Below are 26,249 nucleotides of genomic sequence, written 5' to 3' on the forward strand. Positions count from 1 at the left end.
TGTTCTCCTCTTTATTCGCGCAGCGCCAGGGCCGGCGACATGCGTAAGGCGGTCAGCGTGTGGCGAGTGGTCGCCAGCAGCGCCACCAGCGCGGCCAGCAGCAACGCCGCCGCCAGCGTCCAGCCGCCGACAGGCGCGCGATCCGTGTAGCTGGCCAGGTAGCGCTGTATCGCCACCGCCGCCAGCGGCAGGCCGACCAGCGCGCCGGCCCCTACCAGCGTCGAGAATTCGCGGCCCATCATCAGCGCAATATCGATGCGGCCCGCGCCGTGCAGCTTGCGCATGACGATCTCGCGCCGGCTGCGTTGCACGCTGTAGGCAGACAGCACGTAGATGCCGAAGGCCGCCAGCGCGATCGCGATCACGCTGGTGGTGATCAGGATACGCATCAGGCGCGCGTCGGTGGCATAGCGTTCCGCCAGCACGGCTTCCTGGGTTGTCATTTCCAGGATGGCGTTCGGGAAGTGGCGACGCCATAGAGGTTCGATGTTGTTGTACGCCGCCCCCAGGCTGTCGGTGGTGCGGATCGTCGCCACAAAGCCGGGACGTATGAAGTAGACGATGGCTTTCGGTGGCTGTCGCAATCCCTGAAAGCGCACCTCGGGCGCGATGCCGACGATCTGCATGCCGCCGGGGACTGTCTGGCCGACGGCGTCCTGCGGTTGCGCATAGCCCAGCGCCTGCGCGGCGGTGACGTTGACCACGGCGCGCGGGGCTTTGCCATAGTCCACGTCCAGCTTTTCGTCGTACAGCCGGCCGTAGAGTGGCTTCAGATGGTTCACTTCGAACCAGTTGGCGCTGACGTACTTCCCTTCCAGCGGAATCTCATTGCCCTCCTTGGTAGTGACCGTGTTAATCAATTTCATACGGTCGCGTCCCACCGCTTCGGAGATTGACGACACCCCCTGCACATGCGGCAGACGCTGAGCCTCTTCGATGAAGGCGGCGACTGTCGGCTTGCCCACTTGGCCTTCCGGCAAATCCACCACCATCAGATTGGACGGATCGAAGCCAGGCGATGCGTGGCTGGCGAAATAGGTCTGCCAACTGACCGCCAGGGCTGTCGCGCTGAGTGCCATCGCGCTGGAAAACTGCAACACGGTCAGCACGCGCCGCACCCACAGACCTGCGACCGTTTCGCTATTGCCGCGTCCTGCCAGCGCGGGGCCGGGCAGCGAGTTCTGCGCCAGCCAGGCGGGGTAAGCACCCGCGCAGATGCCGATGAAAATGCTGAACAACAGCGCGATCGCGCAACGCAGCGGTGTGAACATGCCGTCCAGCCGGCGATTGACCAGATCGGAAAACACCGGCAGCAGCAGCCACGCGAGCATCAGGCCCGCGATGGCGGCCAGCATCGCGGTCAGCACCGCTTCGCTGAGGAACTGCCGCACCAGCCGCGAAGCGCTGGCGCCCAGCAGTTTGCGGATGCCGATTTCACGTTGGCGGCGCAGCGTGCGCACGGTCGCCAGGTTGACGTAGTTGATCGCCGCCAGCAGCAGGATCAGCAAGCCGCCGGCCGCCAGTCCGTACACGCTGCTGCGCTGGCCGTGGCGCTCGGCTTCGCGGCCGCTGGCCAGGTCCTCGTCGAAGTAGGCGTCGCGCAGCGGCAGCAAGCTGATATCGGCGACATTGCGGCCATTCAGGCCCTTGCCCAAGCCGCCGGTTTTCACGCGTTGGTTAAGCGGCGACTTCTCGCTCTCCGCCTGCAGCAACGCCGTCAGCGCGGATATCGATGCGCCGGGCGCCAGTTTGATGTAGATCGGGCCGCGTCCCCATTTGCTGGTGGCCGTGTCGCGTTCGTCCCATGCGCTGCTGCTGGTGCCAACCAGCGCTTCATACTGCTGCGTGCTATTGGCCGGCGCGTCGGGCAGCACGGCCCTCACCTGCAACGCGGTATCGCCAATTTTGACGGTTTGGCCAAGCGCAGAGGCGGCGCCGAACAGTTTGTGGGCGCCGGTGCGCGTCAGCGCCAGACCGTCCGGCTGGGTCAGCGCGGCATGCAGATCGCCCTGCAGTGCGCTGATGCCGAACATCGCGCGAAACGCCGGATCGACCACTAGCAGATCGACCTTGTGCAGCTCGTTCCCGGACCGCAGCGGCGTATCGATCGGTTTGGCGATGCTTGCCTCCGTCGCCATGCCGCTGGAGAGTGCGATGTCTCGCAAGGGGATGAACGCCCACATTTGCCATTCCGGACGCGGGAAAACATTGATGCGCTGCTTGACCACGACCACGCGGTCGTTGTCAGGCACGCTGTTGTCGTAGTTCAGGCAGAACTCGACAAAGCCGAACAGCAGGAAGCAGGCGGCAAAGCCGATGGCCAAGCCGCCGGTAACCACGAGGGAATAAGCCGGCTGCTGCACGAGCAGACGCCAGCCGATGCGAAAATCGCGCAGGTTCATGTGGGTGATCCTGTCGCTTAAGCCGCTTGCAGGGCGTCGACCATGATGCGGCCGTCGAGCAGATTCAATGTGCGGGACGCTTGCGCGGCATGGTCCGGCGAGTGCGTGACCATGACCACGGTGGTGCCTTCGGCGTTGATTTCGCGCAGCAGGCGCATGACTTCGTCGCCGTGGGCGGAATCGAGGTTGCCGGTCGGTTCATCGGCCAGCAGCACGGCGGGGCCGGCCACCAGGGCGCGTGCGATCGCGACGCGCTGCTGCTGGCCGCCGGACAGCTGCGAAGGCCGGTGCGCCGCGCGGTGGCCGACACCCAGCTTGTTGAGCATCGCGGTGACGCGCTCGCGCCGTTCGCGCGCCGGCGTGCCGTTGTATTCCAGCGCCAGTTCGACGTTCTCGAACACCGTCAGCTCTTCGATCAGGTTGAAGCTCTGGAAGATGAAGCCGATGCGGCCGCGCCGCAGCTGGTTCAGTTTCGATTCGCTCCAGCCGGCCACGTTCTGCCCCTCGAACCAGTACTCGCCGTGGTTGGGCACGTCCAGCAGGCCCAGTATGCCCAGCATGGTCGACTTGCCGCAACCGGAAGGCCCGGTGATGGCGACGTATTCGCCCGCCTCGATTTCGAGGTCGATGCGGTCCAGGGCGGTGGTCTGGATTTCTCCGGCCTGGTGGATCTTGCTGATGCCGACGAGTTTGAGCATATGCGTTTGCCTTTGATGGTGGTGATGAGAATTTACTGCGTAATTTGCAGTCTGGGTGAATTTCCGTATGCGGCGTAGCTGGACAGGATCACCCTGTCGCCGGCGGCCAGGCCTTCCAGCACTTCGATCTGGCTGTTGTTGCGGCGGCCGATGCGCACCGGGCGGCGCTGCGCCATGCGGCCGCCCGCGTCCAGCACGTAGACCCAGGCGCCGCCGCTGTCGTTGATGAAGGCGCCGTTCGGCAGCAGCAGCGCCTTGGCTGGCTCGCCCAGCGTGATGCGCGCGTCCAGGCTCTGGCCGGGGTTCAGCACCGGCGGCTGGCCGGCCGTGAACACCAGTTCGACCATGAAACGGCCTTCCTTGATTTGCGGGTAGATGGCGCTGATGTCGGCCGCGTAGCTGCGCTGGTCCTGCTGCACGCTGCCGTGGCGGCCGACGGCCATGCGGTTCAGGTAGTACTCGTCGACGCTGGCCGAGAGCTTGAAGCGGGTGGGATCGTCGATACGGCCGATGTTTTTGCCGGTGGCGATCGACTCGCCGACCTGCAGGCGGAAGTTGGTCAACCGTCCCTCGACCGGCGCGCGCACGGCCAGCGCCTCGACGGTGGCGGAGACCAGCTTGAGGCCGTTGTTCAGGCCATCGATCGAGGTTTCCAGCTGCTGCGCGGCGCTGCGGCGCACGTTGGCTTCGGTGCCGGAGGCGCGCTCCTCTTGCGCCAGCAGGCGTTGCTGCTGTTCGACCTTGTCGGCCGATTCCTCCAGCGCGACGGCGGAGATGAAGCCTTGCGCGGCCAGCCGCTTGTTGCGCTCATGCTGCTTGCGTGCCTGGTCCAGCGCGTACTGCAAATCTTCGTGGCGGCGCAGATGGTCGCTGGCGCTGGCCTCCTGCGACACCCGCAGGTTGGACAGGTTGAAGATGCTGATCGCGTGCTCTGACTGGCGCGCCAGCAGTTCCAGGTTGCGTTGCGGGTTAGAGATACGGAACAGCAGCTGGCCCTTCTTCACCAGCGCGCCGTCGGTGGCGAAGACTTCCTCGACCCGGCCCGACTCGACCGAATCGAGTATCACCGAGTTAAGCGGCTCGGCGCTGGCGCGCACCACGATTTCGTCGACGAAGATGCCCGGTGCCGCCTGGCCCAGGCGCAGCTCTGCGCCTTCCACCTGCAGACCGCGCGGCATCAACGACCACAAGGCATAGCCGCCGGCCGCGATGGCAAGCGTTGCGGCGATTGCGATGGCGGCGGTCTTGCCGCGCCGGCGCGGTACGACGATATCCATCGCAGCGCCGCTGGATGGCAGGTTGGGAACCGGACCGCTGATATTTTTTTTGGTGTGCATGCGGGCCATACTGCAAACCCCGTGCCATGGCTGAAACGCGCTATTCGATGCGGTTTTGGCGCGTTATGCCTGCGAGGTGTTCATTTCCGGACACCGGCCGCTGTCCGGAAGTGGACAGCGCCGCGCCGTGAGCGCGGATGCGTCGTTTACAGCGGGCCGGCGGCTGATAGAATGACTTCCCATGTCCGCCTACATCCTGATACTTGACGATGACCCCGATGTCGCCACCGCCGCGCAATTGCTGCTGCGCCGGCGTTACGGCAAAGTCGCGACCTTGTGCGATCCGGCCGGCTTGCCGGCCTTGCTGGCACAGGGCGTGCCGGACGTGGTGCTGCTGGACCTGAACTTCACGCCCGGCTTCATCGATGGCGCGGAAGGACTGGCATTGCTGGACGTATTGCGCGCTCAGTCGCAGCCGCCTTCGGTGATCGCCATGACCGCCTATGCCGACGTGCCGCTGGCGGTGGAAGCGCTGAAGCGCGGTGCCGGCGACTTCATCACCAAGCCCTGGGACAATGCGCGGCTGGTGGCGGCGATCGACCAGGCGCTGGCGCGGCGGGCGGCATTGCGCGGGCCATCGGCATCGGCGCCGGATTTGATGGGCGAGTCGACCGCGATGCGCGAGTTGAAGGCCTTGATCGCCAGCGTGGCGCCAACCGAGGCGAACGTGATGGTGTTGGGCGAAAACGGTGTCGGCAAGGAATTGGTGGCGCGCGCGATTCATGCGATGTCGCGGCGTTCGGCGGGCACCTTGCTGGCGGTCGACATGGGCGCGTTGCCGGAATCGACGTTCGAGAGCGAGTTGTTCGGGCATCGCAAAGGCTCGTTCACCGATGCCAAGGCCGACAGGGCTGGGCGTTTCCAGGCCGCGCGCGGCGGTTCGCTGTTTTTGGATGAAATCGGCAATATGCCGCTGGCTGCGCAGGCCAAGCTGCTGACGGCGCTGGAGCGGCGCGAGGTGACGCCGATCGGCGCCGACAAGCCGGAAGCGATCGATGTGCGCATCGTCAGCGCGACCAACCTGGACGAGGCGCGCTTGTTCGATCCTGCGGTGTTCCGGCCGGACTTGTTGTTCCGCTTGAATACCATCGTGATCCGTGTGCCGCCCTTGCGCGCGCGGCGGGAGGACATTCCGCTGCTGCTGGAGCATTACCTGAAACAGTACGAACTACAGTACCAGCGGCCGGCGCGCAATGTCAACGCGGTTGCGCTGGAAGGACTGGTGGCACATGAATGGCCGGGCAATGTGCGCGCGCTGCGGCATGCCTGCGAACGCGCCGTCATCCTCGGGCAGGGCGCGGAATATGGTTTGGCCGATTTCGGCATGGCCGCCGCTGCCCCCGTCGCCGCCTCGATCCCTGTGGCCCCGGACGCCATCTCCAATGACATGACACTCGACGCACTGGAGCGCGACGCCATCGCGGCCACGCTGGCGCAATTCAACGGCAACATCAGCCACGCCGCCAAGACGCTGGGCATCAGCCGCGCCGCGCTGTACCGCAAGCTTGGCAAGCATGGCATCTGAGCGCACCCTCAAGTTCGGCGCGGCCGCCAGTGTCGCCGCATTGATGGCGTTGACGGCCGCCGCCGATACGTTGGCCGTCACGCCCGAACCGCGCCGCATCGTATTGTGCTGCCTGCTGGCGGTCATCCCTGCGGCCACGCTCTGGCAATGCCTGCGCCGCCTGGCTCCGCGCATGCCACGCATGGAGCGGAGCGATAGCGCCTTCGAAGTCCGCAGCTCCGCCGAAGCCGACACCATCCTCAATCTGGAAGCCCGCCTTGAACACGCGCCCATCGCGCTGTTCCGCATCCAGAACGCCTCCGGCCCGGGAGCCGTCGCGCCGCTGAACGCCAGCGCGCGCAGGCTGCTCGCCCCCGGCCGCGCCAGTGCGCCGCAGGATATGCAGCTGCTGCTGGCGGCACAAGCGGCCGGCCAACGTCAGCTGGTCAGCTTCGACACCGAGCGCGGCGTGGAGCGCGCACTGGTCGCCGTCGCCGCATTGACGATGCAAGGCTCGGCCCAGCGCCTTGCCGCGATGATGCCGGTGGAAAGCGAACTCGAAGCCGAAGCCCTCAACGCCTGGCGCGAACTGGTGCAGGTGCTGACGCATGAAATCATGAATTCCCTGACGCCTGTCGCCTCGCTGTCGCGCACCGCCTGCGGCCTGCTGGAAGAAGCCGGCGCCGGCCTGCCCGCCGACATTCACGCCGACCTGGGTACCGCGCTGGACGCGATCTCGCGCCGCGCCGCCAGCCTGGTCGACTTTGTCGGCAGCTACCGCAGCCTGTCGACCGTGCCGCAGGCGCAGCCGCAGCGCGTGCTGCTGGAGGAATTGTTCGAGCGCTTGAATATGCTGCTGATGCCGCAATGGCAGGCCGCCGGAGGACGCGTGACGTTCTCGGTGGAGCCGGCCTCGCTGGAAGTGATGATCGATCCCGGCCAGCTGGAACAGGCGTTGATCAATCTGCTGAAGAACGCCGCGGAGGCGATCACCGGCAAATCGCCGGAAGCCCAGGTGCGCGCAAGATTGAGCCGGGGTGGACGCCTGCGCATCGAAGTCTCCGACAACGGCCCCGGCGTGCCGGAGGCGCTGGCCGCGCACATCTTCACGCCGTTCTTCTCGACCAAGAAGCAGGGCAGGGGCATCGGCCTGGCGATGGTGCGCCATCTGGTGCACGCCAACGGCGGCACGGTGCGTTACGCGCGCTCGATCAGCAGCGGCGCGCGCTTCATGCTGACGTTCTAGCGCACCATGTCGATGTGCATGATGCCGTCTTCGTCATACGGCTCGGTCACCGCCTTGAAGCCGAAGCTGTCATAGAATTTTTCCAGGTGAGCCTGCGCGCCGATGCGGAAGCCATGGCCCGGATGCAGCGCCTCGGCCAACGGGATCGCCTTGGCCAGCAGCTCGCGGCCGATGCCGCTGCCGCGCGCGGCCTGCGTGGTCAGTACGCGGCCCAGCGACATTTCTTCGTATTTCAACCCCGGTGGCACGCAACGCAGGTAAGCCACCAGCGTGCGCTTGCCCTCGATCTCGCGCCACGCCATCAGGTGATGACACTGTGGATCGCAGCCGTCGATGTCGGGATATAGGCAGGTTTGCTCGAGGATGAACACCTGCTGGCGCTGCAGCAGTACTTCATACCAGTCGGCGCGGGGGATGTCGTCAAAAGCCAGCCATTGCCACTCAATCATTGCGTATCTCGGTTAGGAACGGGAACGATGATTGTATGTGAAAAAGCCGGCGCCTTTGAAGGGCCCCGGCTTCCGGAGGCTGACTCGATTAAACGATGGTCAGGGTCACGTCGATGTTGCCGCGGGTGGCGTTCGAGTAAGGGCAGACGATGTGGGCTGCGGCAACCAGTTTCTCGGCTTCTGCGCGGTCCAGGCCTGGCAGCGAGATTTTCAGTTCGACTTCGATGCCGAAACCGGTAGGGATCGCGCCGATGCCGACAGTGCCTTCGACCGATACGTCTGCCGGTACGGCGATCTTGTCGCGGCCGCCGACGAATTTCATCGCGCCCAGGAAGCAAGCCGAGTAGCCGGCGGCAAACAGTTGTTCAGGGTTGGTGCCCACGGCGCCGGCGCCGCCCAGTTCTTTCGGGGTCGTCAGTTTGACGTCCAGCACGTTGTCGGAGGAAACGGCACGGCCTTCGCGGCCACCGGTTGCTTTTGCGTTTGCGCGGTACAGAACTTGTTGGATCGACATGATGATTTCCTTTTCAGTGAGTGGGATTACATAAAGTTAGGTAACTATCTAATCGCTTGCTACCTACATGACGACATAGCTAGCTTGCTAATTTACTTCCGTTCGGCGTTGTTTGCAGCGCCCATGTACACACTATAGATCGTGCACTACATAATAGCAAGCGATTTTTAAAAATATTTTCGCTTGCCTTAAACGAGTCGGACAGACACATGGATGGATTGAGTTTACTGATGTCTGTCGACAACAGCCAGATTGAGCTGCGCTTCAATCTGGACCCGCGCCAACGCAAGGGCGTCGCGCAGCACCGCCATGTCGCCGATATGATTCGACAATAACAGTACCAGCCGAGCGTTGAGCATCGCGCTCTGGTCCGGATCCAAACCGTCATGAGAATCGCCCAGCATGTCATAGAAGTCTTCAAAATCGCCGAGATTCTGACGCAGGTTTAAAGAGGTATTCATACTTTGCTCCATCTGGTTAACAACAGAAAAGGCGGCTGTCGCAGTCCGAAGTCCGATCGGGATCGACCTTTGGATACGCGGCAGCCGCATCCGGACGCTATCTTGAAACCTTGCCCTCGGCGTGCGCGATGGCGATGGCGGGATCCCATCCGCCGCCCAATGCGCGGTAGACCCCGACGGCGGCCCTGGCGGCATCGGATCGCTGAGTTTCAAGCAGATCTTTCGCTCCCAGCAACTGCCGGTCGGCATCGAGCACATCCGTGAGCGTGATCGACCCCGCCCGGTATGCGCTGGCCGACAGCGCACGGGCCTTTTCCAACGACTGGACTTCGTCCTGCAGCTGCGTCACATTGAGCTGAGTCTGTGAAAGACCCATGAATGCGTTCTCCACATCCTCCGCCGCGCGCAGCACGGACTGGCGGTAGACCGCCAGCGCCTCGGCGTTGGCGCCCTTTGCGCGCTTGATATCGGCGTCCACTTTTCCGAAATCGAACAGGCGCCAGCGCAAGCCCAAACCGCCCGCCGCCTGGAAAGCGCTGGAAGAGAACTGATGGCCGTTGACGCTGTCAAACCCCAGCGCTCCCGACAGCGACAGCTTGGGATAGTATTCCGAGATCGCCGCCCCGATGCGTTCATTGGAGGCCGCCAACCGGCGCTCGGCCGCAATGACGTCGGGACGGCGTCGCAGCACATCGAGCGGCTGGGCGTCCGCCGGCACGGCAGGAATGCGTGGTATGTCGGCCACGACCTGCAGTTCGCTCGCGTAGGTGCCCGGCTGGACGCCCATCAGCACGTCCAGCCGGTTCAACTGGCGCTCGATGGCGATACGCAGCGGCGGCACCGTCGCCCGCGCGGCTTTCAGCAAGGCGTCGGCTTGCGCCACCTCCAGGCCCTGGGCGACACCCGCGGCATATCGGCGGTTGACCAGCGCCAGAAGCTGCTCGTCGGTCTCGATGTGTTTTTGCGCGATGAGCAGTCGCGCCTGATAGCCGCGTATCTGCAGATACGCGTCTGCCGCGTCGGCGGCGATGCTGACGCGCGTGCCCGAATGGTCGGCCTCCGCCGCCTGCGCCTCCCCTTCGGCCGCGCCGGAGTTGCGGCGCAGCCCGCCAAACAGATCCAATTCCCAGCTTGCCGCCGGCCCGATTGTGACGTCATGGGTATTGCGCTGGAAACCGGGGCTGGCACCGGCGATGGCGCCGAGCGGACTGCGCAGGCTTTGGCGCTGTGCGACAGCGGCACCGGCCAGGTCCGCCGTCGGCGCCAGTTGCGCCGCCGCGCCACCGGCCGCTGCTCGCGCCTGACTTACGCGGGCGATTGAGGCGGCCAGGTCGAGATTCTGCCGTAGCGCCCGTTCAACGATCGAGGTCAGGACCGGGTCGTCAAAACCCAGCCACCAGCGCTCCAGCGGCGGGGTGTTCACGTCGGCTTTGCCCGACAAGGGCTTCGCGTTGTGGAACGCGCCCAGACTGTTTTCCGGCGCTTTGTAGTCAGGGCCCACCGCGCAGCCGGCCAATGCCAATCCGGCCAGCAAGCCGCCAAAGGCGATCCTGATTGAAACGGGAATAATGGTGCTCATGCTGCTCTCCTAAAGCCGAGGAAATGGGTGCCCAGTTTGAATTTTCGGACAACGGTGTAGAACGCCGGCGTGAACATCAAGCCGAATATGGTGACCCCGAGCATCCCGAAGAACACTGTCGTCCCCAGCGAGCGACGCATCTCCGAACCCGCTCCCGTGGCGACGACCAGCGGCGCGACGCCGGCGATGAAGGCCAGCGACGTCATCAGGATGGGGCGCAGACGCTCACGGGCGGACAGCACCGCCGCCTCCTCGGCCTCCATGCCGCTGTTGTCCTGGTGATGCTTGGCAAATTCCACGATCAAGATCGCGTTCTTGGCCGCCAGGGCGAGCAGCACCACGAATCCGATCTGCGCCAGGATGTCGATCGGCAGGCCGCGCAGGTGCAGGCCGCTGGACGCCGCCAGCAGGCACATCGGGATGATCATCAGGATCGCGAGCGGGATTCTCCAGCTTTCATACTGGGCCGCCAGCACGAGGAACACGAACAGGGCCGACGCCGCGAAGATGAACATGGTCGGGATGCCCTGCTGCTCCTGCTGGTGGGCCAGGTCCGCCCATTCGAACCCGATGCCGTTCGGCAGGGTCTGCTTCGCGAGTTCTTCCATGCGTTTCATGGCGCTGCCCGACGCCACGCCGGGCGCGGCGCTTCCCATGATTTCCGCGGCGGGATAGAGGTTGTGGCGCGGCACCCGATACGGTTTGGTCTGGTCCTTGAAGCTGGCGACCGAGCCAACGGGGATCATCTCGCCGCTGGCGTTACGCACCTTCAACCGTGCGATATCCTCGGCCGACTCGCGGAACTGCTGGTCGCCTTGCACATAGACGGGATAGGTCCTGCCCATGAAATTGAAGTCGTTCACGTATTGCGAACCCAGGTAGAGCTGCATCGTCGAGAACACATCGCCAGGCGTGAGGCCGAGTTTTTGCGTCTTGAGCCGGTCGACATCCACGTACAGCGACGGCGAACCCGCGTTAAACAGCGTAAACGTGCCGGCGAAGGTCTTGTCCTTGTTCGCTGCGGCGACGAGATCGTTGGCGGCCTTGGCCAGGGCTTCGTGACCCAAGCCGCCGCGGTCCTCCAGCATGAGCTTGAAGCCGCCCGCCGATCCGAGGCCTTGCACGGTCGGCGGCATGACGGTGATGACGTAGGCGTCCTTGATGGCCGCGTTGAATCGCTTTTGCAGGGTTTGAACCATCGATGCGGCGTTGACGCCCGGTACGTGCTTGCCGTACAGGGACGGCAGCGACGAGAACACGGTGCCGACGTTGGGGGCGACGGTGTAGGTGGTGACGTCGAAGCCGGCCGTCGGCGAGGTATGTTCGACCCCCGGCGTGCTCAGGGCGATTTCATTGACCTGGCGGATCACCTCGTCGGTACGCTCCAGGCTCGAACCCGGCGGCAGCATGACGATGGTGGCCAGGTAGCCGATGTCGGAGTCCGGGATGAAACCGGTGGGCATCTTCGATACCTGGAACGAAGTCAGGCCGATCAGACCCGCATAGGCCACGAGCATCACGCCAGTCGCGCGCACCAGGCGGCCGGTGAGCTTGCCGTATTTCGTCGACATCCATTCGAAACCGACATTGAAACGCTCGAAGAAGCGTTGCAGAGGCTTCATGACCGGATGCACGTCCTCTTTCGCGTGTGGCTTCAGCAAGACGGCGCACAGCGCCGGGCTGAGCGTCAAGGAGACAAAGCACGAAATAATGGTGGAGGCGGCGATCGTGATGGCGAACTGCTTGAAAAAGATGCCGGTGATGCCGGAGATGAAAGCCGTCGGGACGAAGACTGCGCACAGGGTCAGCGCGATGGCGATCAGCGCAGTCGACACCTCTTTCATCGTTTGATGCGCCGCTTCGCGGGGCGCCATGCCCAGCACCATGTTGCGCTCGACGTTTTCCACCACCACGATGGCGTCGTCGACCACGATCCCGACCGCGAGCACAAGTCCGAACAGGGAGAGATTGTTGATGGACGCGCCGGTGAGCGCCATGACGGAGAAGGTGCCGATGAGCGAGATCGGAATGGCCACCACGGGGATGATCGTCGCGCGCCAGCTTTGCAGGAACAGGAACACCACGCCGACGACCAGCACGATCGCCACCGCGATGGTGATAATCACTTCTTCGATCGACTGGCTCACGAAGGTGGTCGGATCGTACAGGTGGTCGATGTAGTCGACGCCGGGCGGGAAGCTTTTCTTCAGTTCGGCCATTTTCTTCCAGATAGCCCGCTCGACCTGGACCACGTTCGCGTCTGGCGTGGCGATCACCCACCACGGCGCCGACGGATACCTGTCGGCATAGGCCTTGGAGCCGTAGTCGATCGAGCCCAGCTCCACGCGGGCCACATCGCGGACACGGGTGACCCGGCCCTGCGGGTCCGACTTGATGATGACGTCGCCGAACTGTTCGGGCGTCGTCAGGCGGCCAAGCGTCTCGACATTGATCTCATAGGCGGAATGGCTGGAAATCGGCGGCTTGTTGAGCACACCCGCCGGCACCTGAGCATTCTGCGCGCGCAATGCCGCCAGGATGTCGTTGGCGGTGATGCTGTAGGCCGCAGCCTTGTCCGGATCGACCCAGACGCGCATGGCGTACTGGCGCTCGCCCAAGGCCCAGAACTGGGATACACCTGGAAGCCGCGCGATCTCGTCGCGGATCTTCAGCATGTAATTGGACAAGTACTCAGGGCTGCGCGAGCCGTCCGGCGAGATGACGTGGATCCCCAGCAGCAGCGCCTTCACGGTTTTATTGACCGTGACGCCCTGCTGTTGAACCTCGGGGGGAAGCCGGGACAGGACATCCTGCACGCGATTACGGGTCAGCATCAGCGCGGTGTTGGGATCGGTGCCGACCTTGAATATGACGGTGGTGGTGAGGCGGCCATCGCCGGTGGACTGGCTGGTGATGTAGTCCATCTTCTCGACGCCATTGACCGCCTGTTCGATCGGCGTCGCGACCGTGTTGGCGATTGTTTCCGCCGAGGCGCCGGGGAACGAGGTGGTGATATCGATCGCCGGAGGGACGATGTTGGGATACTGGGCGACGGGCAGGAAGAACATCGTGGCCAGGCCGGCGATCACGATGAAGGTGCTGAGGACGGCGGCGAACCGCGGGTGCTCAATAAAAAAGTGGGCTAGTTTCATGATTTACCTCGTCCTTAGCGCAGGTTCGCGACAGTTTGAATCGGAGCGTTCTGCGGCGTTACCTTTTGGCCAGGCACCGCCAGCGGAATGCCTGCGGTGACCACCCGGTCCGTCGGCTTCAATCCGGACTGGATCACCCGCAAGCCATCGCGCATCTCGCCGATTTGCACCTGCTTGGGCGTCACGGTATTGTCCGGGCCCACGGTCAGCACGATATGGTTGGACTGGTCCGCCAGCACCGACGCGTCCGGCACCAGCAGCGTCGGCTTCGCGTCTGATAGCGCGAGGCGCACCCGGGCGAAGGCGCCCGGCGTCAGCATCAAATCGGGATTAGGCACCGTCGCCCTCGCGTGTATGGTGCCGCTGGACCTGTCGAGCGCATTGTCGATAAAGTTGAGGGTGCCCTGGCGGCCGTAGTTTTTTTCGTCGCTCAGCGCGATCTCCACCTTGTCGGCCAGTTCCCCCTTCTGGCTCGTGCGTTCGCGCATGAAGGCCATGTAATCGGCTTCGCTCATGTCGAAGTTCAGGTACACCTGATCGAGGGAGACCAGCGTGGTGAGCAGCGTCGTCTGCGCGCCGCCGGCGCGGCTGCCGGACACCAGGTTGCCGGCCGATACCAGATGGGTACCGATGCGTCCGGTGAAGGGCGCGGTGATACGCGTGCGATCCAGGTCGAAGCGGGCGTCGCGGATCAGCGCCTGCGCCGCATCCACGGCGGCTTGCGCCTCGCGCTTCTCGGCTGCTCTTTGGTCGACGTTTTGACCGCTGCCCGCATCGTCGCGCTTGAGCGTCTCGGCGCGCTGCAGCTCGCGGGATGCCAGTTCCAGACGCGCGCGCGCCGTCTCCAGCTGCGCGTTGGCCTGGCTCAGCCGGATTTCGTAAGGCGTCGGATCAACGACGAACAGCAACTCGCCCTTTTTCACCACGCTCCCGTCCTTGAAACCGATCTGAGTGAGGATACCGCCGACCTGTGCGCGTATTTCCACGCTGCTCACAGCGGAAAATTGCCCCAGAAATCCCAGTTGCGGCGCCAGGTCGCGCTGGGATGGCGTGGCGACGGTCACGTTTGGCGGCGGAGGGGGGGAGGTGTTGGCGGGCGAGTCGCCCGAATAGACGGCCAGGCCTGCCGCCAAGGCGATGGCCGACAACGCGATGCCGGAGCCGATCCAGATTTTTTTAATCCCCCGCGTGCCCGAGGATCCCGCATCGTCTTGATAGATATCGTTCTTCATAATTTTCCTTGTTGGTCTTGAAGTTGATTTGCGTCGTTAAGTGATGTTTGCCGCAAGCGTCGATTCGACTGCCTGACCCGAATTTAGATGATCAGGTGACACTATGATTTAATGGTAAAACTCATCATCTAAAAAGTCAACGTTTAGATGATCATCTTGCACAAAAAAATTGCCATGGCTGTGCGGTGGCGCGAAATGGATGTGAAATCGGAATCGGTGCGAGAACGCCGGCCGACGGGATGGCCTGCCGGGAAGCGCTGAGGAAGCTGGGGGGCGGGTTATGTCTTGTGCGCGGCGGCGCGATGTGCGCGCGCATGGGGTGCGAAGCGCGGCCACATTGCGATCATGGCCAGAATACGGGGTGGGTACAGCAGTCCTCGCCGGATTGCCGCAGAACTTCATTTGCGCTTCGGCGATGACTTTGCGGAGTGCATAAAGGCGCTGATGAATGTTTGAAGGCATTACACATCCGTTGAGAATGTGGACTATGGAGATGGCGTATCTTGGCCTGCATCTAAAAAAAAATGTTTGACAAAAAAAGTACAAATTCTGCCATTCCCCAAGTCGGACGCATTACGCGCATTGGCGAAAATTGCCCCTTTTTTGTCAAACATTTTGTTTTGAATGGCAGCCAGAATTAACTTTCGTAAAGAAATTTCACGACCTGGTCATGAAGGAGTACGAGGAAGTGCATTGCTACTTTCGTGGCTCAGCACACGCCAACCGGAGCCTGAGCAATCCACTTTTTCTGCGAGATTAAAAATGTTCAACAAAAAACTTACCGTGGCAAGTCGTTTGGCTTTTGGATTTGGCGCACTGCTGCTGTTGATGGTCGTCGTTGCTTTGATTGGGGTTTCGCGTCTTCAGGATGTGGAGGAAATTACCAACACATTAACGGACAAGGACCGCTTGGTCGCCTACGCCATCACCGACATTGAGGCGCTTGTCCGCTCCAACGGGTTGGCAGTATTGGAGCTCACGATTGTCAAAGATGTGGCGCGCATGGAGCACCTTCGTAAGGAAATCACGAGAAACAGAAGCAAGAGAAGCGATGCATTGTCGACCGTTGAATCAGTAGACGGCGAGGTCTCGCACCGGCCATTGCTCGCCGACATCGTCAGGGCCCGTGTAACGGCCGCGGATTCGATTGACAAGGTTTTGAAGTTGATTGAAGACGGGCGCAGGGAAGACGCAATCGCGACGGTAACGTCTGAAACGATTCCGTTCCTTACCGCTACGCAGGCTGCAATAGCTACGTTATCCGCAAGCGAATCCAAAATCATCATATCCAGGGCCGCCGACGTCAAGCGAATCACCAATGCCGCCTACGCCATGATTTTCACAGTGAACGGAATCGCGATTGGTATCGCAATACTCATTGCGTTGTCGATTTCAAGAAAGCTTACGGGGCAGTTGGGCGGCGAACCTGAATACGTCGCCTGCGTCGCAAAGGCAGTAGCAGCGGGTGATTTAACCATGATTGTCGAGACCAAAGACGGTGACAAATCCAGCCTGCTTTTCTCTATGAAGGAGATGTGCTTCCGGCTCTCGTGTAACATTCTGCGAGTGCAAACCGGCACAGACACCATCGCAAGCGCGACGAACCAAATCGCTGCGGGAAACCTGGATTTGTCAGCCCGCACGGAACAACAGGCGAGCGCGTTGGAAGAGACTGCGTCTTCGATGGAGCAGCTGTCGTCGACCGTAAAACAGAACGCTGACAATGCGAAACAGGCGAACACCCTGGCCATCTCCGCCTCTGATGTTGCCAGTCGCGGCGGAAAGGTCGTTTCCGAAGTCGTTGATACGATGGGCGCAATCAACGACTCCGCGAAAAAAATCGTGGACATCATCGATGTCATCGACGGCATCGCCTTCCAGACGAATATTCTCGCTCTCAACGCGGCGGTTGAAGCGCACGCGCCGGCGAGCAAGGCAAGGGTTTTGCTGTGGTCGCTACGGAGGTGCGCAGCCTGGCCCAGCGTTCCGCAAGCGCTGCGAAGGAAATAAAGTTCTTAATCGACACCTCAGTAGAGAAAATCGAAATCGGCAGCACGCTTGTAGACCAAGCGGGCGCAACGATGGAGGAGATTGTCGCATCAGTCCGGCGAGTGACGGACATCATGAGCGAAATCACGACTGCAAGCATGGAGCAGGAGGCCGGCATTCAACAGATCAACCAGGCGATCACTGAAATGGATGACGTGACCCAACAGAACGCTTCACTGGTGGAACAAGCGGCCGATGCTTCAGCTGCGCTGCAAGAACAGGCGTCAGTCTTGATGGATGTGGTTCACGTATTTAAGGTTGACCGCACATCGACGCGGCGCGGGCTGGAAGGCATCAAGAACGTCGCTGTCGAAGTGGATGTGCATGGCAGGGATGTCCCTGTGAAGATGGTCCGCCTTCGGTAAGGAGGCCGCTTGTCTACTTCATGCTGAAGGCCTTTGGGCGCACGGCACCTGTGGCTCGAGAGTCGTCAATGCCAAGTCCATCCGATGATATCGAATGGCATCCCTCGGTTCGCGGCGTAACTGGCGGAGTTGCAAAGCGGCCACGCGAAAGACCGAAGCTCTCCCGGTATTCTTTCGGCGTTATCGCGAGCTGCTGCACAAAGGCCCGGCGAAGTGATTTCTCATCGCGAAAGCCCGTCAGTCCGGCGATTACCTTGAGCGGAAGGTCATCAGTTCCGAGGTGCTCGCACACGGCCTCTACACGAAGAGCCTGTACCCAACGTGCAGGAGTCATTTTGAAATGCAGCTCAAAATGCCTTGCGAATGTGCGTGGAGTCATCGAAACGATTTTAGCCAGGGTGTTAACTCCAAGTTTTTCTGTCAGATTTGCCTTGGCCCAGGCCGGCAAACTTCGCATTGGCGAACCGCCGACGCTATCTTGCTGGGCAAGCATTGCGCTGTACTGGACTTCGGTTCCCGGCCGACGAACGTAGAGCACAAGAGCGTGTGCGATTGATGCGACCATCTTGTGACCGAAATCTTCCTCGACGATGGCTAAGGCCATATCTATTCCAGCCGTCACGCCGGCAGTCGAATAGACATTGCCGTCCTGGATGAAAATCTGGTCTTGCTCCATCAAAATCTTCGGATATTGTTGCGCGAGCCTGTGCGAGTGATGCCAATGCGTAGTGGTGCGCTTTCCATCAAGCAGGCCTGTAGGTGCCAACACGAATGCCCCAGTACAGACCGAGACAATGCGCCGCGCGCGAGACGCCCGCTCGCGTATCCACTGAATTAACTCCAACGCAGGCGCCTCAAAAACGCCCGTGCCTCCCAGAACAATTAGCGTATCGATAGCTCCATCATAGTCGGTATAGGGAATGCAGTTGGTCACCGTGACGCCATCTATGCCGCGAACTTCGCGCTCCGAAAGCGTCGAAAGCAGTACCGGGATATAAGCCGGCTCGCCATCTATGGTGGGGTATGAAAACACGGATGTAATCGAGACTAAACTTATAAGGTCCCCTGGCGAAGAAACCAGATACACGATGATTTTTTGACGACTAGGCATGCTGCTACCTCAAAACAAAAAATGGAGTCTTCGTCTGCCGGCGCGAGGCTCGTGGCCGGGTGCCTCATGCCCGATAGATACTTCTACCATGCATCTTACACGTCTAGAAAAAATGTTAGTAGGGACCAAGAACTCGTTGGCAATGCGTCATTTTGAGCGGCGAGTGCAAGCTGGTAGCGACGCGGGAGCTAAATTAATTGCGTCAAAATCGGCTAGAAGGACCGCAGAATGCCATGTGACGGCCCTTGGGGGAGGTGAGACTGGCGCATTTTGATATCACTGAAAAATGGAAACGTTACCGTCGTGCTAGACACGGTGGCAAAAAAGTGCCCGTTTTTTGTCAAACATTTTGTTCTCAATCAACGTCAAAATTAAAATGAAGTTAAGGCAGGCCTAACGCTGCGGGAATAAAAATGGCGCGGGGGACCGTAGTTTTTCCATTGCCTCGGCCGTGAATCTCGAAGCGAAAAACAGCTCTGTTGAATAAAGAAAATCGATGTCTTACGAATACATTTGGGTTGATTCACCCGTTGGAAAATTACGCATCGTAACTAAGGGTGATGCGCTCTCCGCCATTCTATGGGAGATGGACCGCCCGAACCGTGTGAAGCTCGGCCCCATGACGGAAAACAAAAATAGCGTGGTGCTGGCCCAGATCGCAGAGCAGCTTTCCGAATACTTTGACGGGCGCCGCGACACCTTTGACGTGAAGCTTGATTTCAACGGAACTGAGTTCCAAAAGAAGGTGTGGGCTGCATTGCTAAAGATACCGTTCGGTGAAACGAGAACATATGGCGAGATTGCCGAGAAAATTGGTTTGCCGACCGCGGTGCGTGCGGTTGGGGCCGCGAATGGACGAAATCCTATTTCAATCATCGCGCCGTGCCATCGGGTCATCGGGGCGACGGGCGCTATGACCGGTTTCGCCGGAGGCCTGAGAGCAAAGGAAATACTGTTAACGGTGGAAGGGCACCACCTGGTGCAGGGCAAAGTCGTTGACAGGGGAGTAGGTAGCCAGTGCTCACTGAATATATAGAAATTGACACAAGTTTCCTAGTCTCCCTTGGGAGATTTTTCTGCCTCCGATCTGGAGGCAGTTTTTTATTTTCGAAACGAAGTCTACAGAGACTTGCCGTTGGCGCTCACTTTCCTCGGTTTGACCGGGGCTCCCAGCTTGTCGTCCGGCGTTTTGCGGGGAGGCTTCAGCAGGCGGTTCTTTGTTACGTCGAGGACGCGCTCCGACAGTTTGGCGTCGTCAACAAGCCGCGACATCGTTATCGCGCCGATCATGGCCGATATCGTAAAAATCGCGTCGTCCTCTGCGGAGTCGCCGGCATCGGCGCCGCCCGTCTTGACGGCGATCTCGATCAACTGCTTGAGGCCCCTGGAGATGCCCTCGCGCGTGGCGGTGTCGACGCGGGCCAGCTCACTGCCCAACTGGATCACCGGGCAGCCGCCCAACTCCTCGTCCCGGAACTCGGACGTCAGATAGCTTCGGAGGTATTTGAGAAAGGAAGAGGGGCCCTTGGAGGCCGCCGACTGGGCCGCGTCGACAAACACATCCATGCTGACCGTCGCGGCTTCGGCGACCAGGGCTTCCTTCGAAGGAAAGTGCCGGTAAAACGCGCCATGCGTCAGGCCCGCGGCGACCATCACCTCAGCCACGCCGGTGGCGTCGATTCCTTTTTTCTTAAACGCCTGCGCGGCCACCTCGACGATCCGCTTGTGGGTCTCCGCTGTTTCGGCTTTGGACTTTTTCATTGCTTAACTCCTTGGTAATGTGGCTTCAATCCTCCCCGGCGGCGAGGTCGTGTCGGATTGATAATGTGACGCCTGTATAAGTTAGATGATACAGCTAAACTAAAAATAACGCACAATGCCGCTTGTGCCTGGGGTGTTGCCGTCATTTCGTACTCCTGGAATTGGCGCTGTCCGGTGCGGACAAATAGGCGACGACCGCCAGCAGTTGGATCGCGGCGGAGATTAAAAATATGCTGTGGTCCGACCAGGTCTGTCGAAGCAGGCCAAACACGGCCGGCGCCATCGCGTACGCGCCTTGCGAAATGGCGACGATCAACGCGACCGCCCTGGCGGCGTCCCGGCTCGAAAATTCAATATTGGCGATGACGGGTGGAACGGAGATGGCATTGCCGACGCCGAACCCGAACAGCACCACGCCAAGAATCAACAGAGCAACATCGGCGCCGCCGGCGAGGATAAAGATGCCGCAACCCAGCGCCTGGGAAAGCAGGCTGAGCGAGGCGATCGCGCGCCAATTGGAACGACCCGATGCCCTCCATCCCACGACCAGGCGGCCAGCCACCGCGGCCACACCGCAGGCGCCGGCGGCCAGGCCCGCGCCTTGCGCTCCGAGAGCCGGCGTCAGCACCGAAATCAGGTGGGCGACCAATCCGGTCTGCGCGAACAGCGCCAGTGTCATCCCGATACACAACGTCAGGAATGCTCGATCCCGGAATGGAACGAAGCGCGCGGGGATGCCGGTTTCCGCAATCGCAGCCGACGCCGGATTGCCGCCGGCCGATGTTGCGCCATCGGGCGACTGGCCGAGGCTTTCGGGCGACCGCCCAAGAACCAGGACGGCCAGCGCACCGAGCGTCCCGACCATGACGACGCCGACCACGACAGCCGCCGTTAAAAACCCCACGCTGTGTATCAGCGCGATCCATAGCGGAGAAAATATCACGCCGCCGACACTGCCGCCGTTGAACGCCACACCGAGCGCCAGCGGGCGTCTGGCGTTGAACCAGGGCGCGACGATGGCATTAACCGTCGCCGCGCCGAGGGCGGACCAGCCGATGCCGGTCAGGACCGCCGCCGCGTAGAGCTGCCAGGGAACGGCCGCGCACGCCCACCCCACCACCCCCAGCGCCATGACAACACCAGCGGCGAAGGTCATGATCGGAAGCCCGAATCGGCGGTGGAGCGCCGGAAGCGTGGGAATGAGCGCGAGGCCGACCAGGAAGTGCAGGGTCACCGCCCCCGACACCAGCGCGATGGACCAGCCGCGCGACTGGTGCACCATCTCCAGATACGCCGGCGGTCCGTAAAAACCCGTACCCCAGCCAAATACCGCCACCACAAAGGCGGCGGCGACGACGCGCCAGCCGTAGAACTGCGCGTCGCCGGCGCGGATCGCCGCGCGGTGACCGGCGGGCCCCGGCGCCGGCTTGCCTGGCTGGGTGGGTGTAATAGTTTCGTAGTGAGCCACGATCAAATCTCCATGTGGGCTGTCTGTCGGCGGGGCGTCCAGCGCCCCGGCCAGCGGCATCAGTACATGGTGTTGCCGTTTTTCGATGTGTCGGGGATCGTCTGGATGACATCCCAGTGCTCGACGAGCTTGCCATCCTTGACACGGAAGAAATCGACACCCACATCGCCATTTTTTCCGATCAGGCCGGTCCAATGGGCATGCACGGCGACGATGTCGCCATCGGCGATCACATGTCGAATATCACCCCTGGCGTTGGGGAACGCTTTCAGGAAAAAGTTAATGTAGCTTCGCAGCCCTTCCACACCGTCCTCGGCGGCCGGCGTGTGTTGAATGTAGGTGTCGCCGACGTAAAGCGCGATTGCGCCATCGACATCGCCATCAAAATGCGCCTGCTTGTAGAAGGCTACGACGGCTTCTTTATTTTTTTCCTGAATGCTTTTGGTATTGGTCATGATCTTTTCCTTTGATGTGCGCGGCGCGCGGACGGGTGTCCGGCGCAAAAAATTTGAGTAATGAAGCACTGCTTTGTCGATGCAAGCGAAGCCTGGGAGCGTCAGGCGGCGCCATCGAGCGCAGCGATAAACTTCTCTGCCAGCTCGTGGTCGGACATCGGGTTCTGGCCGGTCACCAGTTCGCGGTCGACGACCACATGCGACGTGAAGTTGTCCGCAGTGATGATCTTGCCGCCGGCCGCCTCCAGCGCGTCGGGCATGTTGAAGTGGAGCTTGGCATGGAATACGTTGTCCTCGGCGTATTCCTCCTCGCTGCGCGAGAAGACGGTCATGCGGTAGCCTTCATACTGCCAACCCTTGGCCAGTTCGGCGGCCTTGGCCTTGTCTTCGGCGATCAACGCGGCCCGGAATTCCCGCGCGGTGTTCAGTTCCGCAAGAATCGACACCGGTCCGTGGCAGATTGCCGCAGTGGGTTTTTTGTGTGCGTGGAAATGGCGAAGTATCTCGCGCACGCTTGGGTCTTGCATGACGTCGACCACCGGCGCGTGGCCGCCGGGGAAGAAGACGCCGGCGTATCGGTCCAGTCCATCGTCGACCACCGAACGCAGCGTGCGAACCTTGTTCATGGCGGGGTCGTTGACGAAGAAGTTGCGGGCGCGTTGACGAGCTTCATCGTCGCCGCCGAAATAGATCAGCGCATCGGAATCCTTATCCATATGCGGCTTCTCGCCGGTCGGCGTGGCGAGAACAAAGTCGTAGCCCGCCTCGACCAACGCCATGATCGGCACGGCCGTCTCGTTCAAAAACTGTCCGATCAAAATCGTGCCGCCGCCTTTCGCTTCCAGCAAGGTGGCGTTGGAGCCGACGACCAGGATTGTGCCCTTTTTCATGATGATTTCCTTTTTCTTTGCGGGGCCGCCCCGGCTGCTCACCATGAGCAGTCGAACCGGCACCCAATTAGTGGGGATAGTGAATCTGAGAACAGCGATCGCATGAAAATCCGACGCCACATGATTCGGACTTGCCGTGCTTTTTAGCTGATTCAATCTCACTAAACGCAAAGATAATACTCATCATCTAAAGTGTCAAGCGGTTTTTCTCTACGGTTTTCACGCATGCGAAAAAAACTCTTGAATTTTTAGAGGATGGGTATTACCATTAATTTCAGTGCAGTGTCATCATCTAAACGAGCGGGGATAGGCCATATGGTTTTGTTCCTGTCCGTCGCAAATTGGCGCTGCATCTGGTCAGGCTCGAACATGGCCAGAACCTACTCATCGCTTCATTTTTATAGGACTTAGGAAATGACTACCTTTACACACCGCAATCCAGAAATGGAACTCGAAAAAGGCCGGACCGCTTTGGTGCTGGTCGATATCCAAAACGACTTTCTGACCGAAGGTGGCAAGTATCACGTTCTCATCGCGGAGCTGATGAAGAAAAATAAGGTGAATGAAAAGCTGGAGACGCTGCTCCAGACGTCGAAAACCAACGACATTCCGGTCTTCATGTCGCCGCACTACTTCTTCCCTCACGATCATCACGGCCATCATGGACACACGCACCTGGGCGCCATGGAAGACCTGGCGCTCAATGGCGGGGTCGTTGCCCGCCAGAGCGCGCTCAGCTTCGAGGGGGTACAGGGTTCGGGGGCGGACATTCCAGACCGCTTCAGAAAGTACATGGAGGACGACAACACGACTATCACATCGCGCCACGTCTCCTATGCACCCACCAACGATCTCGTACTGCTGCTGCGTCGGCGCGGTATCGAAAAGGTGATCATGGCCGGCCCGGTCGCCAATCTCTGTCTCGAAGACCACATGCGCAACCTCATCCAGAACGGCTTTGAAGTGGCGATGGTGCGCGACGCGGTGGCCGCGGCAGAGAACGAGGAAGGCTCGGGCTACGACGCGGCGATGATCAACTGGCGCTTCATGGCCAACGCCGTATGGACCGCCGAAGACACGGTCCGCCGGATGGCTGGGATCGGCGGCGCATGACCTGCCCGCGGTCCACAAGAATCTGATTCACCCAACTAACATCACATTTTTTTTCAGGAGTTCATATGAGCAAAGGCACTATTCTCGTCGTCGGTTCCAACGCAACCCAGCTGGAGGCCAAATCCGGCGGCACCATCACGATCGGCCAATTCCTCAACGAAACGGCCGTGCCGCTGATGGCGATCGAGGCCGCCGGGTACGACTTCGTCCTCGCCACGCCGACCGGCGACAAGCCGCACGTGGATAAAGATTCCGACGCGTTGCTTTATTTCGCCAACGACGATGCGGCCAGAACCCGGGCGCGGGATTTCTTCAACAATGCCCCGGCCATGAACGCGGTACGCAGCTTGCGGTCCGTGATTGACGAGGGGCTGGACCGCTACGCCGGCGTGTTCTTCCCTGGCGGTCACGCTCCCGTCGTCGACGTCATGCAAGACCCGGACGCGGGCGAGGTCTTGCGTCACTTCCACGCTCACAACAAGCCGACGGCCGCCATCTGCCACGGTCCGATGGGCATCCTCGCGGCGCTTGATAAAGCGCGTGAATTCCGCGCGGCGCTGATCGCCGGCGACCAGGCCAAGGCGCGCGACCTGGCCAAGGGTTGGCCATACGCAGGTTATCGCATGACGGTCTTCTCCCGCGGCGAAGAGGAATTCGCCGAAGACAATGTCTTCAAAGCCAAGCTCTTCTTCAATATGCCGGATGCGCTGGAGGCAGCAGGAGGAAAAGTAATCACGACCGCGGAGAACTTCACGTCGCACGTCGTCGTTGATCGCGAGCTGATCACTGCACAGAATCCGATGTCGGACCATGAGCTGGCGGCCAACTTCATCGCAGCACTCGACAAGCGCGCTTGAGAGCGCGCGGCGAGCTATCTTTACCAACAGAAAACGGAGTCCAACTATGAAAATCAAATTCGCAGCAGCTATCGCCCTGGCGGCCTTAACATTCACGTCGGTTTCGAATGCCGCAGACAGTGGCTTTGCATACCCTCCAGCCCAGGGCGGCAAGTCCGTATCGATTCCTTCCAGCGCGCTGAAGTTTCAGCACACCGGACTGAAAGGAGAGGACGGCAGTGAAATCCTGGTCGTCGATGGTTATGGCGATCAAAAGAACCGGGAGCACGGCACCTTCATGAAGTTCTCTTACGGCTTCAAGAGTCCCGTCCATAGCCACACCTATGACTACTACGGCGTGGTCATCAAGGGCGAAATGGCCAACTACAACCCGGAAAAACCACTCGTCAAAATGGGCCCGGGTTCGTACTGGTACCAGCGCGGCCTGGAAGCTCACATCACGGAATGCTTGTCCAAGGATGGATGCGAGGCCTGGGTTGTGCAGAGCCAGAAATTCGATGCCCAGATACCGCCGAAAACCGAATAAGCGGAACCAGGTTGGCATCGAAATCCGGGTGATCATCCCGAGCAACTCGCGGGCCGTACGGCACGGCAATGAGTTGGTTCGCGATCACCCGCTTTCAACCGCCCTCCCGGAGAAAGTAAATTCAAGCGGAAGGAATGCGCCCGAATTCAGCGAGCAACTCGCGAAGTTTCGGCACAGCATAATCAATGAATCGCCGTAACTTTGCTGGCATTGCTGCTCGGGAGAGGTAAACCACGTGAACCGGAATCGGTTCAATCTCGAAATCTTGCAGGATGTATTTTAACTTCCCTGCTATTACCGCCTCGTGCACATCGTGTTCAAGGATGAACGTCACACCGATTCCATCAATCGCCGCATCAACCGCTGCATCGGGCGACGAAACGAGCAACCTCGGTACGTCAGCGATCGTGTAGATTTGCCCCGTATCCTGGCTACGATAACGCCACGGCGAAAGACTAGGGCTATCGAATACGACGCAGGGCAATTCACGCAAGTCTTCCGGCGTCTCCGGCCAGCCATATTTATCCAGAAGAGTCGGGCTGGCTACCGTCACCACCCGTAATGCCCCAACCCGCGTAGCGACCAAACTACTATCGCGCAGGCGTCCAACACGGATTGCTACGTCGGCGTGCACATCAACCAAATCAATAATCCGATCGGACTGCACGAGCCGGATTCGAATCTCAGGATATAGCGCGAGAAACTGGTTAACGACCGGCAGCACTCGCAAACGAGCGACCTGCACAGGTGAGGCGACGACCAGTTCTCCCCGTGGGGTCGTGAATTCGCCGGCGGCACGCCGTTCCAATTCGTCCACCTCTTCAAGAATTCGCTTTGCCGTGGCCACATATTCGGCGCCAACATCGGTCAACGCGAGCTTTCTTGTTGTCCTGATGAGCAGTCTCGTGCCCACCAGCGCTTCAAGGTCATTGACGTTCCGCGTGAGCGTTGCAACCGGTATGTTCAACTTTCTGGCAGCGGCCGACAAGCTACCTTCCTCAACTGAGGACACCAGCATCGCCATCGCTTCTAGTCGGTCCAAGTGACGCACCCGGGAAAAATATGAAGAAGCAATTCTAA

General features: G+C 60.8%; 21 protein-coding genes and 1 pseudogene. 7 read left to right on the forward strand and 15 right to left on the reverse strand.

Annotated elements, in window-relative coordinates; all coding sequences use genetic code 11:
* Window positions 1-11: 11 nt before the first annotated feature.
* Genes ACSQ3S_RS02160 through ACSQ3S_RS02170 form a run of 3 tightly spaced genes read right to left on the reverse strand, consistent with a single transcriptional unit; the run spans window position 12 to window position 4,437 of the window.
* Window positions 12-2,402, reverse strand: coding sequence for an ABC transporter permease (locus ACSQ3S_RS02160; RefSeq protein WP_176653138.1), 2,391 nt, complete (start codon window positions 2,400-2,402; stop codon window positions 12-14).
* Window positions 2,403-2,419: 17 nt separating this feature from the next.
* Complete coding sequence (locus ACSQ3S_RS02165; RefSeq protein WP_176653137.1) at window positions 2,420-3,100, reverse strand: ABC transporter ATP-binding protein; 681 nt, start codon at window positions 3,098-3,100, stop codon at window positions 2,420-2,422.
* A gap of 32 nt (window positions 3,101-3,132) precedes the next feature.
* Window positions 3,133-4,437 (reverse strand): efflux RND transporter periplasmic adaptor subunit, encoded by a 1,305-nt coding sequence (locus ACSQ3S_RS02170; RefSeq protein ID WP_436141462.1) that lies wholly within the window; start codon window positions 4,435-4,437, stop codon window positions 3,133-3,135.
* A gap of 181 nt (window positions 4,438-4,618) precedes the next feature.
* On the opposite strand from ACSQ3S_RS02170, the gene ACSQ3S_RS02175 reads away from it, so the two are divergent.
* Both ACSQ3S_RS02175 and ACSQ3S_RS02180 read left to right on the forward strand, forming a co-directional pair.
* Window positions 4,619-5,962 (forward strand): sigma-54-dependent transcriptional regulator, encoded by a 1,344-nt coding sequence (locus tag ACSQ3S_RS02175; protein ID WP_353401917.1) that lies wholly within the window; start codon window positions 4,619-4,621, stop codon window positions 5,960-5,962.
* Window positions 5,952-7,187 carry a sensor histidine kinase gene (locus tag ACSQ3S_RS02180; RefSeq protein ID WP_436141463.1) on the forward strand — a complete coding sequence of 412 codons (1,236 nt, stop codon included), beginning with the start codon at window positions 5,952-5,954 and terminating at the stop codon, window positions 7,185-7,187. Before ACSQ3S_RS02175 ends, ACSQ3S_RS02180 begins: the two co-directional genes overlap by 11 nt.
* On the opposite strand, the gene ACSQ3S_RS02185 is transcribed toward ACSQ3S_RS02180, so the two are convergent.
* The 6 genes from ACSQ3S_RS02185 to ACSQ3S_RS02210 all read right to left on the reverse strand — a co-directional run bounded on the left by ACSQ3S_RS02185 (window position 7,184) and on the right by ACSQ3S_RS02210 (window position 14,574).
* Window positions 7,184-7,636: a GNAT family N-acetyltransferase gene (locus ACSQ3S_RS02185; protein ID WP_436141464.1), complete on the reverse strand. Its 453-nt coding sequence runs from the start codon at window positions 7,634-7,636 to the stop codon at window positions 7,184-7,186. The genes ACSQ3S_RS02180 and ACSQ3S_RS02185 overlap by 4 nt on opposite strands.
* A gap of 88 nt (window positions 7,637-7,724) precedes the next feature.
* On the reverse strand, window positions 7,725-8,150 hold the full coding sequence (locus ACSQ3S_RS02190; RefSeq protein ID WP_176653133.1) for an organic hydroperoxide resistance protein: 426 nt from the start codon (window positions 8,148-8,150) through the stop codon (window positions 7,725-7,727).
* 224 nt (window positions 8,151-8,374) lie between these two features.
* Window positions 8,375-8,611, reverse strand: coding sequence for a DUF2783 domain-containing protein (locus tag ACSQ3S_RS02195; RefSeq protein WP_176653132.1), 237 nt, complete (start codon window positions 8,609-8,611; stop codon window positions 8,375-8,377).
* Between the two features lie 97 nt (window positions 8,612-8,708).
* Entirely contained in the window at window positions 8,709-10,190 is a 1,482-nt protein-coding gene (locus tag ACSQ3S_RS02200) for an efflux transporter outer membrane subunit (RefSeq protein ID WP_436141465.1), read from the reverse strand.
* A complete protein-coding gene (locus tag ACSQ3S_RS02205) occupies window positions 10,187-13,342 on the reverse strand; it encodes an efflux RND transporter permease subunit (RefSeq protein WP_436141466.1) in 3,156 nt (1,051 codons plus the stop codon). The genes ACSQ3S_RS02200 and ACSQ3S_RS02205 overlap by 4 nt, the downstream gene beginning before the upstream one ends.
* Before the next feature lie 14 nt (window positions 13,343-13,356).
* Window positions 13,357-14,574, reverse strand: coding sequence for an efflux RND transporter periplasmic adaptor subunit (locus ACSQ3S_RS02210; protein ID WP_176653129.1), 1,218 nt, complete (start codon window positions 14,572-14,574; stop codon window positions 13,357-13,359).
* A gap of 828 nt (window positions 14,575-15,402) precedes the next feature.
* On the opposite strand from ACSQ3S_RS02210, the pseudogene ACSQ3S_RS02215 reads away from it, so the two are divergent.
* A pseudogene (locus tag ACSQ3S_RS02215) lies at window positions 15,403-16,988 on the forward strand (methyl-accepting chemotaxis protein).
* Between the two features lie 13 nt (window positions 16,989-17,001).
* On the opposite strand, the gene ACSQ3S_RS02220 reads toward ACSQ3S_RS02215, so the two are convergent.
* Entirely contained in the window at window positions 17,002-18,099 is a 1,098-nt protein-coding gene (locus tag ACSQ3S_RS02220; RefSeq protein WP_176653127.1) for a GlxA family transcriptional regulator, read from the reverse strand.
* A 496-nt stretch (window positions 18,100-18,595) separates the two neighbouring features.
* Here ACSQ3S_RS02220 and ACSQ3S_RS02225 point away from each other — a divergent pair, with 496 nt between their 5' ends.
* Window positions 18,596-19,135 carry a methylated-DNA--[protein]-cysteine S-methyltransferase gene (locus ACSQ3S_RS02225; RefSeq protein ID WP_436141467.1) on the forward strand — a complete coding sequence of 180 codons (540 nt, stop codon included), beginning with the start codon at window positions 18,596-18,598 and terminating at the stop codon, window positions 19,133-19,135.
* An 83-nt stretch (window positions 19,136-19,218) separates the two neighbouring features.
* Here the strand turns inward: ACSQ3S_RS02225 and ACSQ3S_RS02230 are convergent, their stop codons facing one another.
* The 4 genes from ACSQ3S_RS02230 to ACSQ3S_RS02245 form a co-directional block, all read right to left on the reverse strand.
* Entirely contained in the window at window positions 19,219-19,860 is a 642-nt protein-coding gene (locus ACSQ3S_RS02230) for a TetR/AcrR family transcriptional regulator (protein WP_436141468.1), read from the reverse strand.
* Between the two features lie 142 nt (window positions 19,861-20,002).
* The gene (locus tag ACSQ3S_RS02235; protein ID WP_436141469.1) at window positions 20,003-21,328 is read right to left on the reverse strand and encodes an MFS transporter; all 1,326 of its coding nucleotides are present in this window, start codon (window positions 21,326-21,328) and stop codon (window positions 20,003-20,005) included.
* 59 nt (window positions 21,329-21,387) lie between these two features.
* A complete protein-coding gene (locus ACSQ3S_RS02240) occupies window positions 21,388-21,783 on the reverse strand; it encodes an ester cyclase (protein WP_176653123.1) in 396 nt (131 codons plus the stop codon).
* Window positions 21,784-21,884: 101 nt separating this feature from the next.
* Window positions 21,885-22,673: a type 1 glutamine amidotransferase domain-containing protein gene (locus tag ACSQ3S_RS02245; RefSeq protein WP_436141470.1), complete on the reverse strand. Its 789-nt coding sequence runs from the start codon at window positions 22,671-22,673 to the stop codon at window positions 21,885-21,887.
* A gap of 414 nt (window positions 22,674-23,087) precedes the next feature.
* Here ACSQ3S_RS02245 and ACSQ3S_RS02250 point away from each other — a divergent pair, with 414 nt between their 5' ends.
* The 3 genes from ACSQ3S_RS02250 to ACSQ3S_RS02260 all read left to right on the forward strand — a co-directional run bounded on the left by ACSQ3S_RS02250 (window position 23,088) and on the right by ACSQ3S_RS02260 (window position 25,169).
* Window positions 23,088-23,786: an isochorismatase family protein gene (locus ACSQ3S_RS02250; protein WP_436141471.1), complete on the forward strand. Its 699-nt coding sequence runs from the start codon at window positions 23,088-23,090 to the stop codon at window positions 23,784-23,786.
* A 65-nt stretch (window positions 23,787-23,851) separates the two neighbouring features.
* Window positions 23,852-24,643: a type 1 glutamine amidotransferase domain-containing protein gene (locus ACSQ3S_RS02255; RefSeq protein WP_176653120.1), complete on the forward strand. Its 792-nt coding sequence runs from the start codon at window positions 23,852-23,854 to the stop codon at window positions 24,641-24,643.
* A gap of 46 nt (window positions 24,644-24,689) precedes the next feature.
* On the forward strand, window positions 24,690-25,169 hold the full coding sequence (locus tag ACSQ3S_RS02260; RefSeq protein ID WP_176653119.1) for a DUF4437 domain-containing protein: 480 nt from the start codon (window positions 24,690-24,692) through the stop codon (window positions 25,167-25,169).
* A 121-nt stretch (window positions 25,170-25,290) separates the two neighbouring features.
* Here ACSQ3S_RS02260 and ACSQ3S_RS02265 read toward each other — a convergent pair whose 3' ends face one another.
* Window positions 25,291-26,211, reverse strand: coding sequence for a LysR family transcriptional regulator (locus ACSQ3S_RS02265; RefSeq protein ID WP_436141472.1), 921 nt, complete (start codon window positions 26,209-26,211; stop codon window positions 25,291-25,293).
* Window positions 26,212-26,249: the final 38 nt, after the last annotated feature.

The sequence above is a fragment of the Duganella sp. LjRoot269 genome (genome assembly GCF_964254095.1).
In the GTDB taxonomy this organism is placed as follows: domain Bacteria; phylum Pseudomonadota; class Gammaproteobacteria; order Burkholderiales; family Burkholderiaceae_D; genus Rugamonas; species Rugamonas hordei.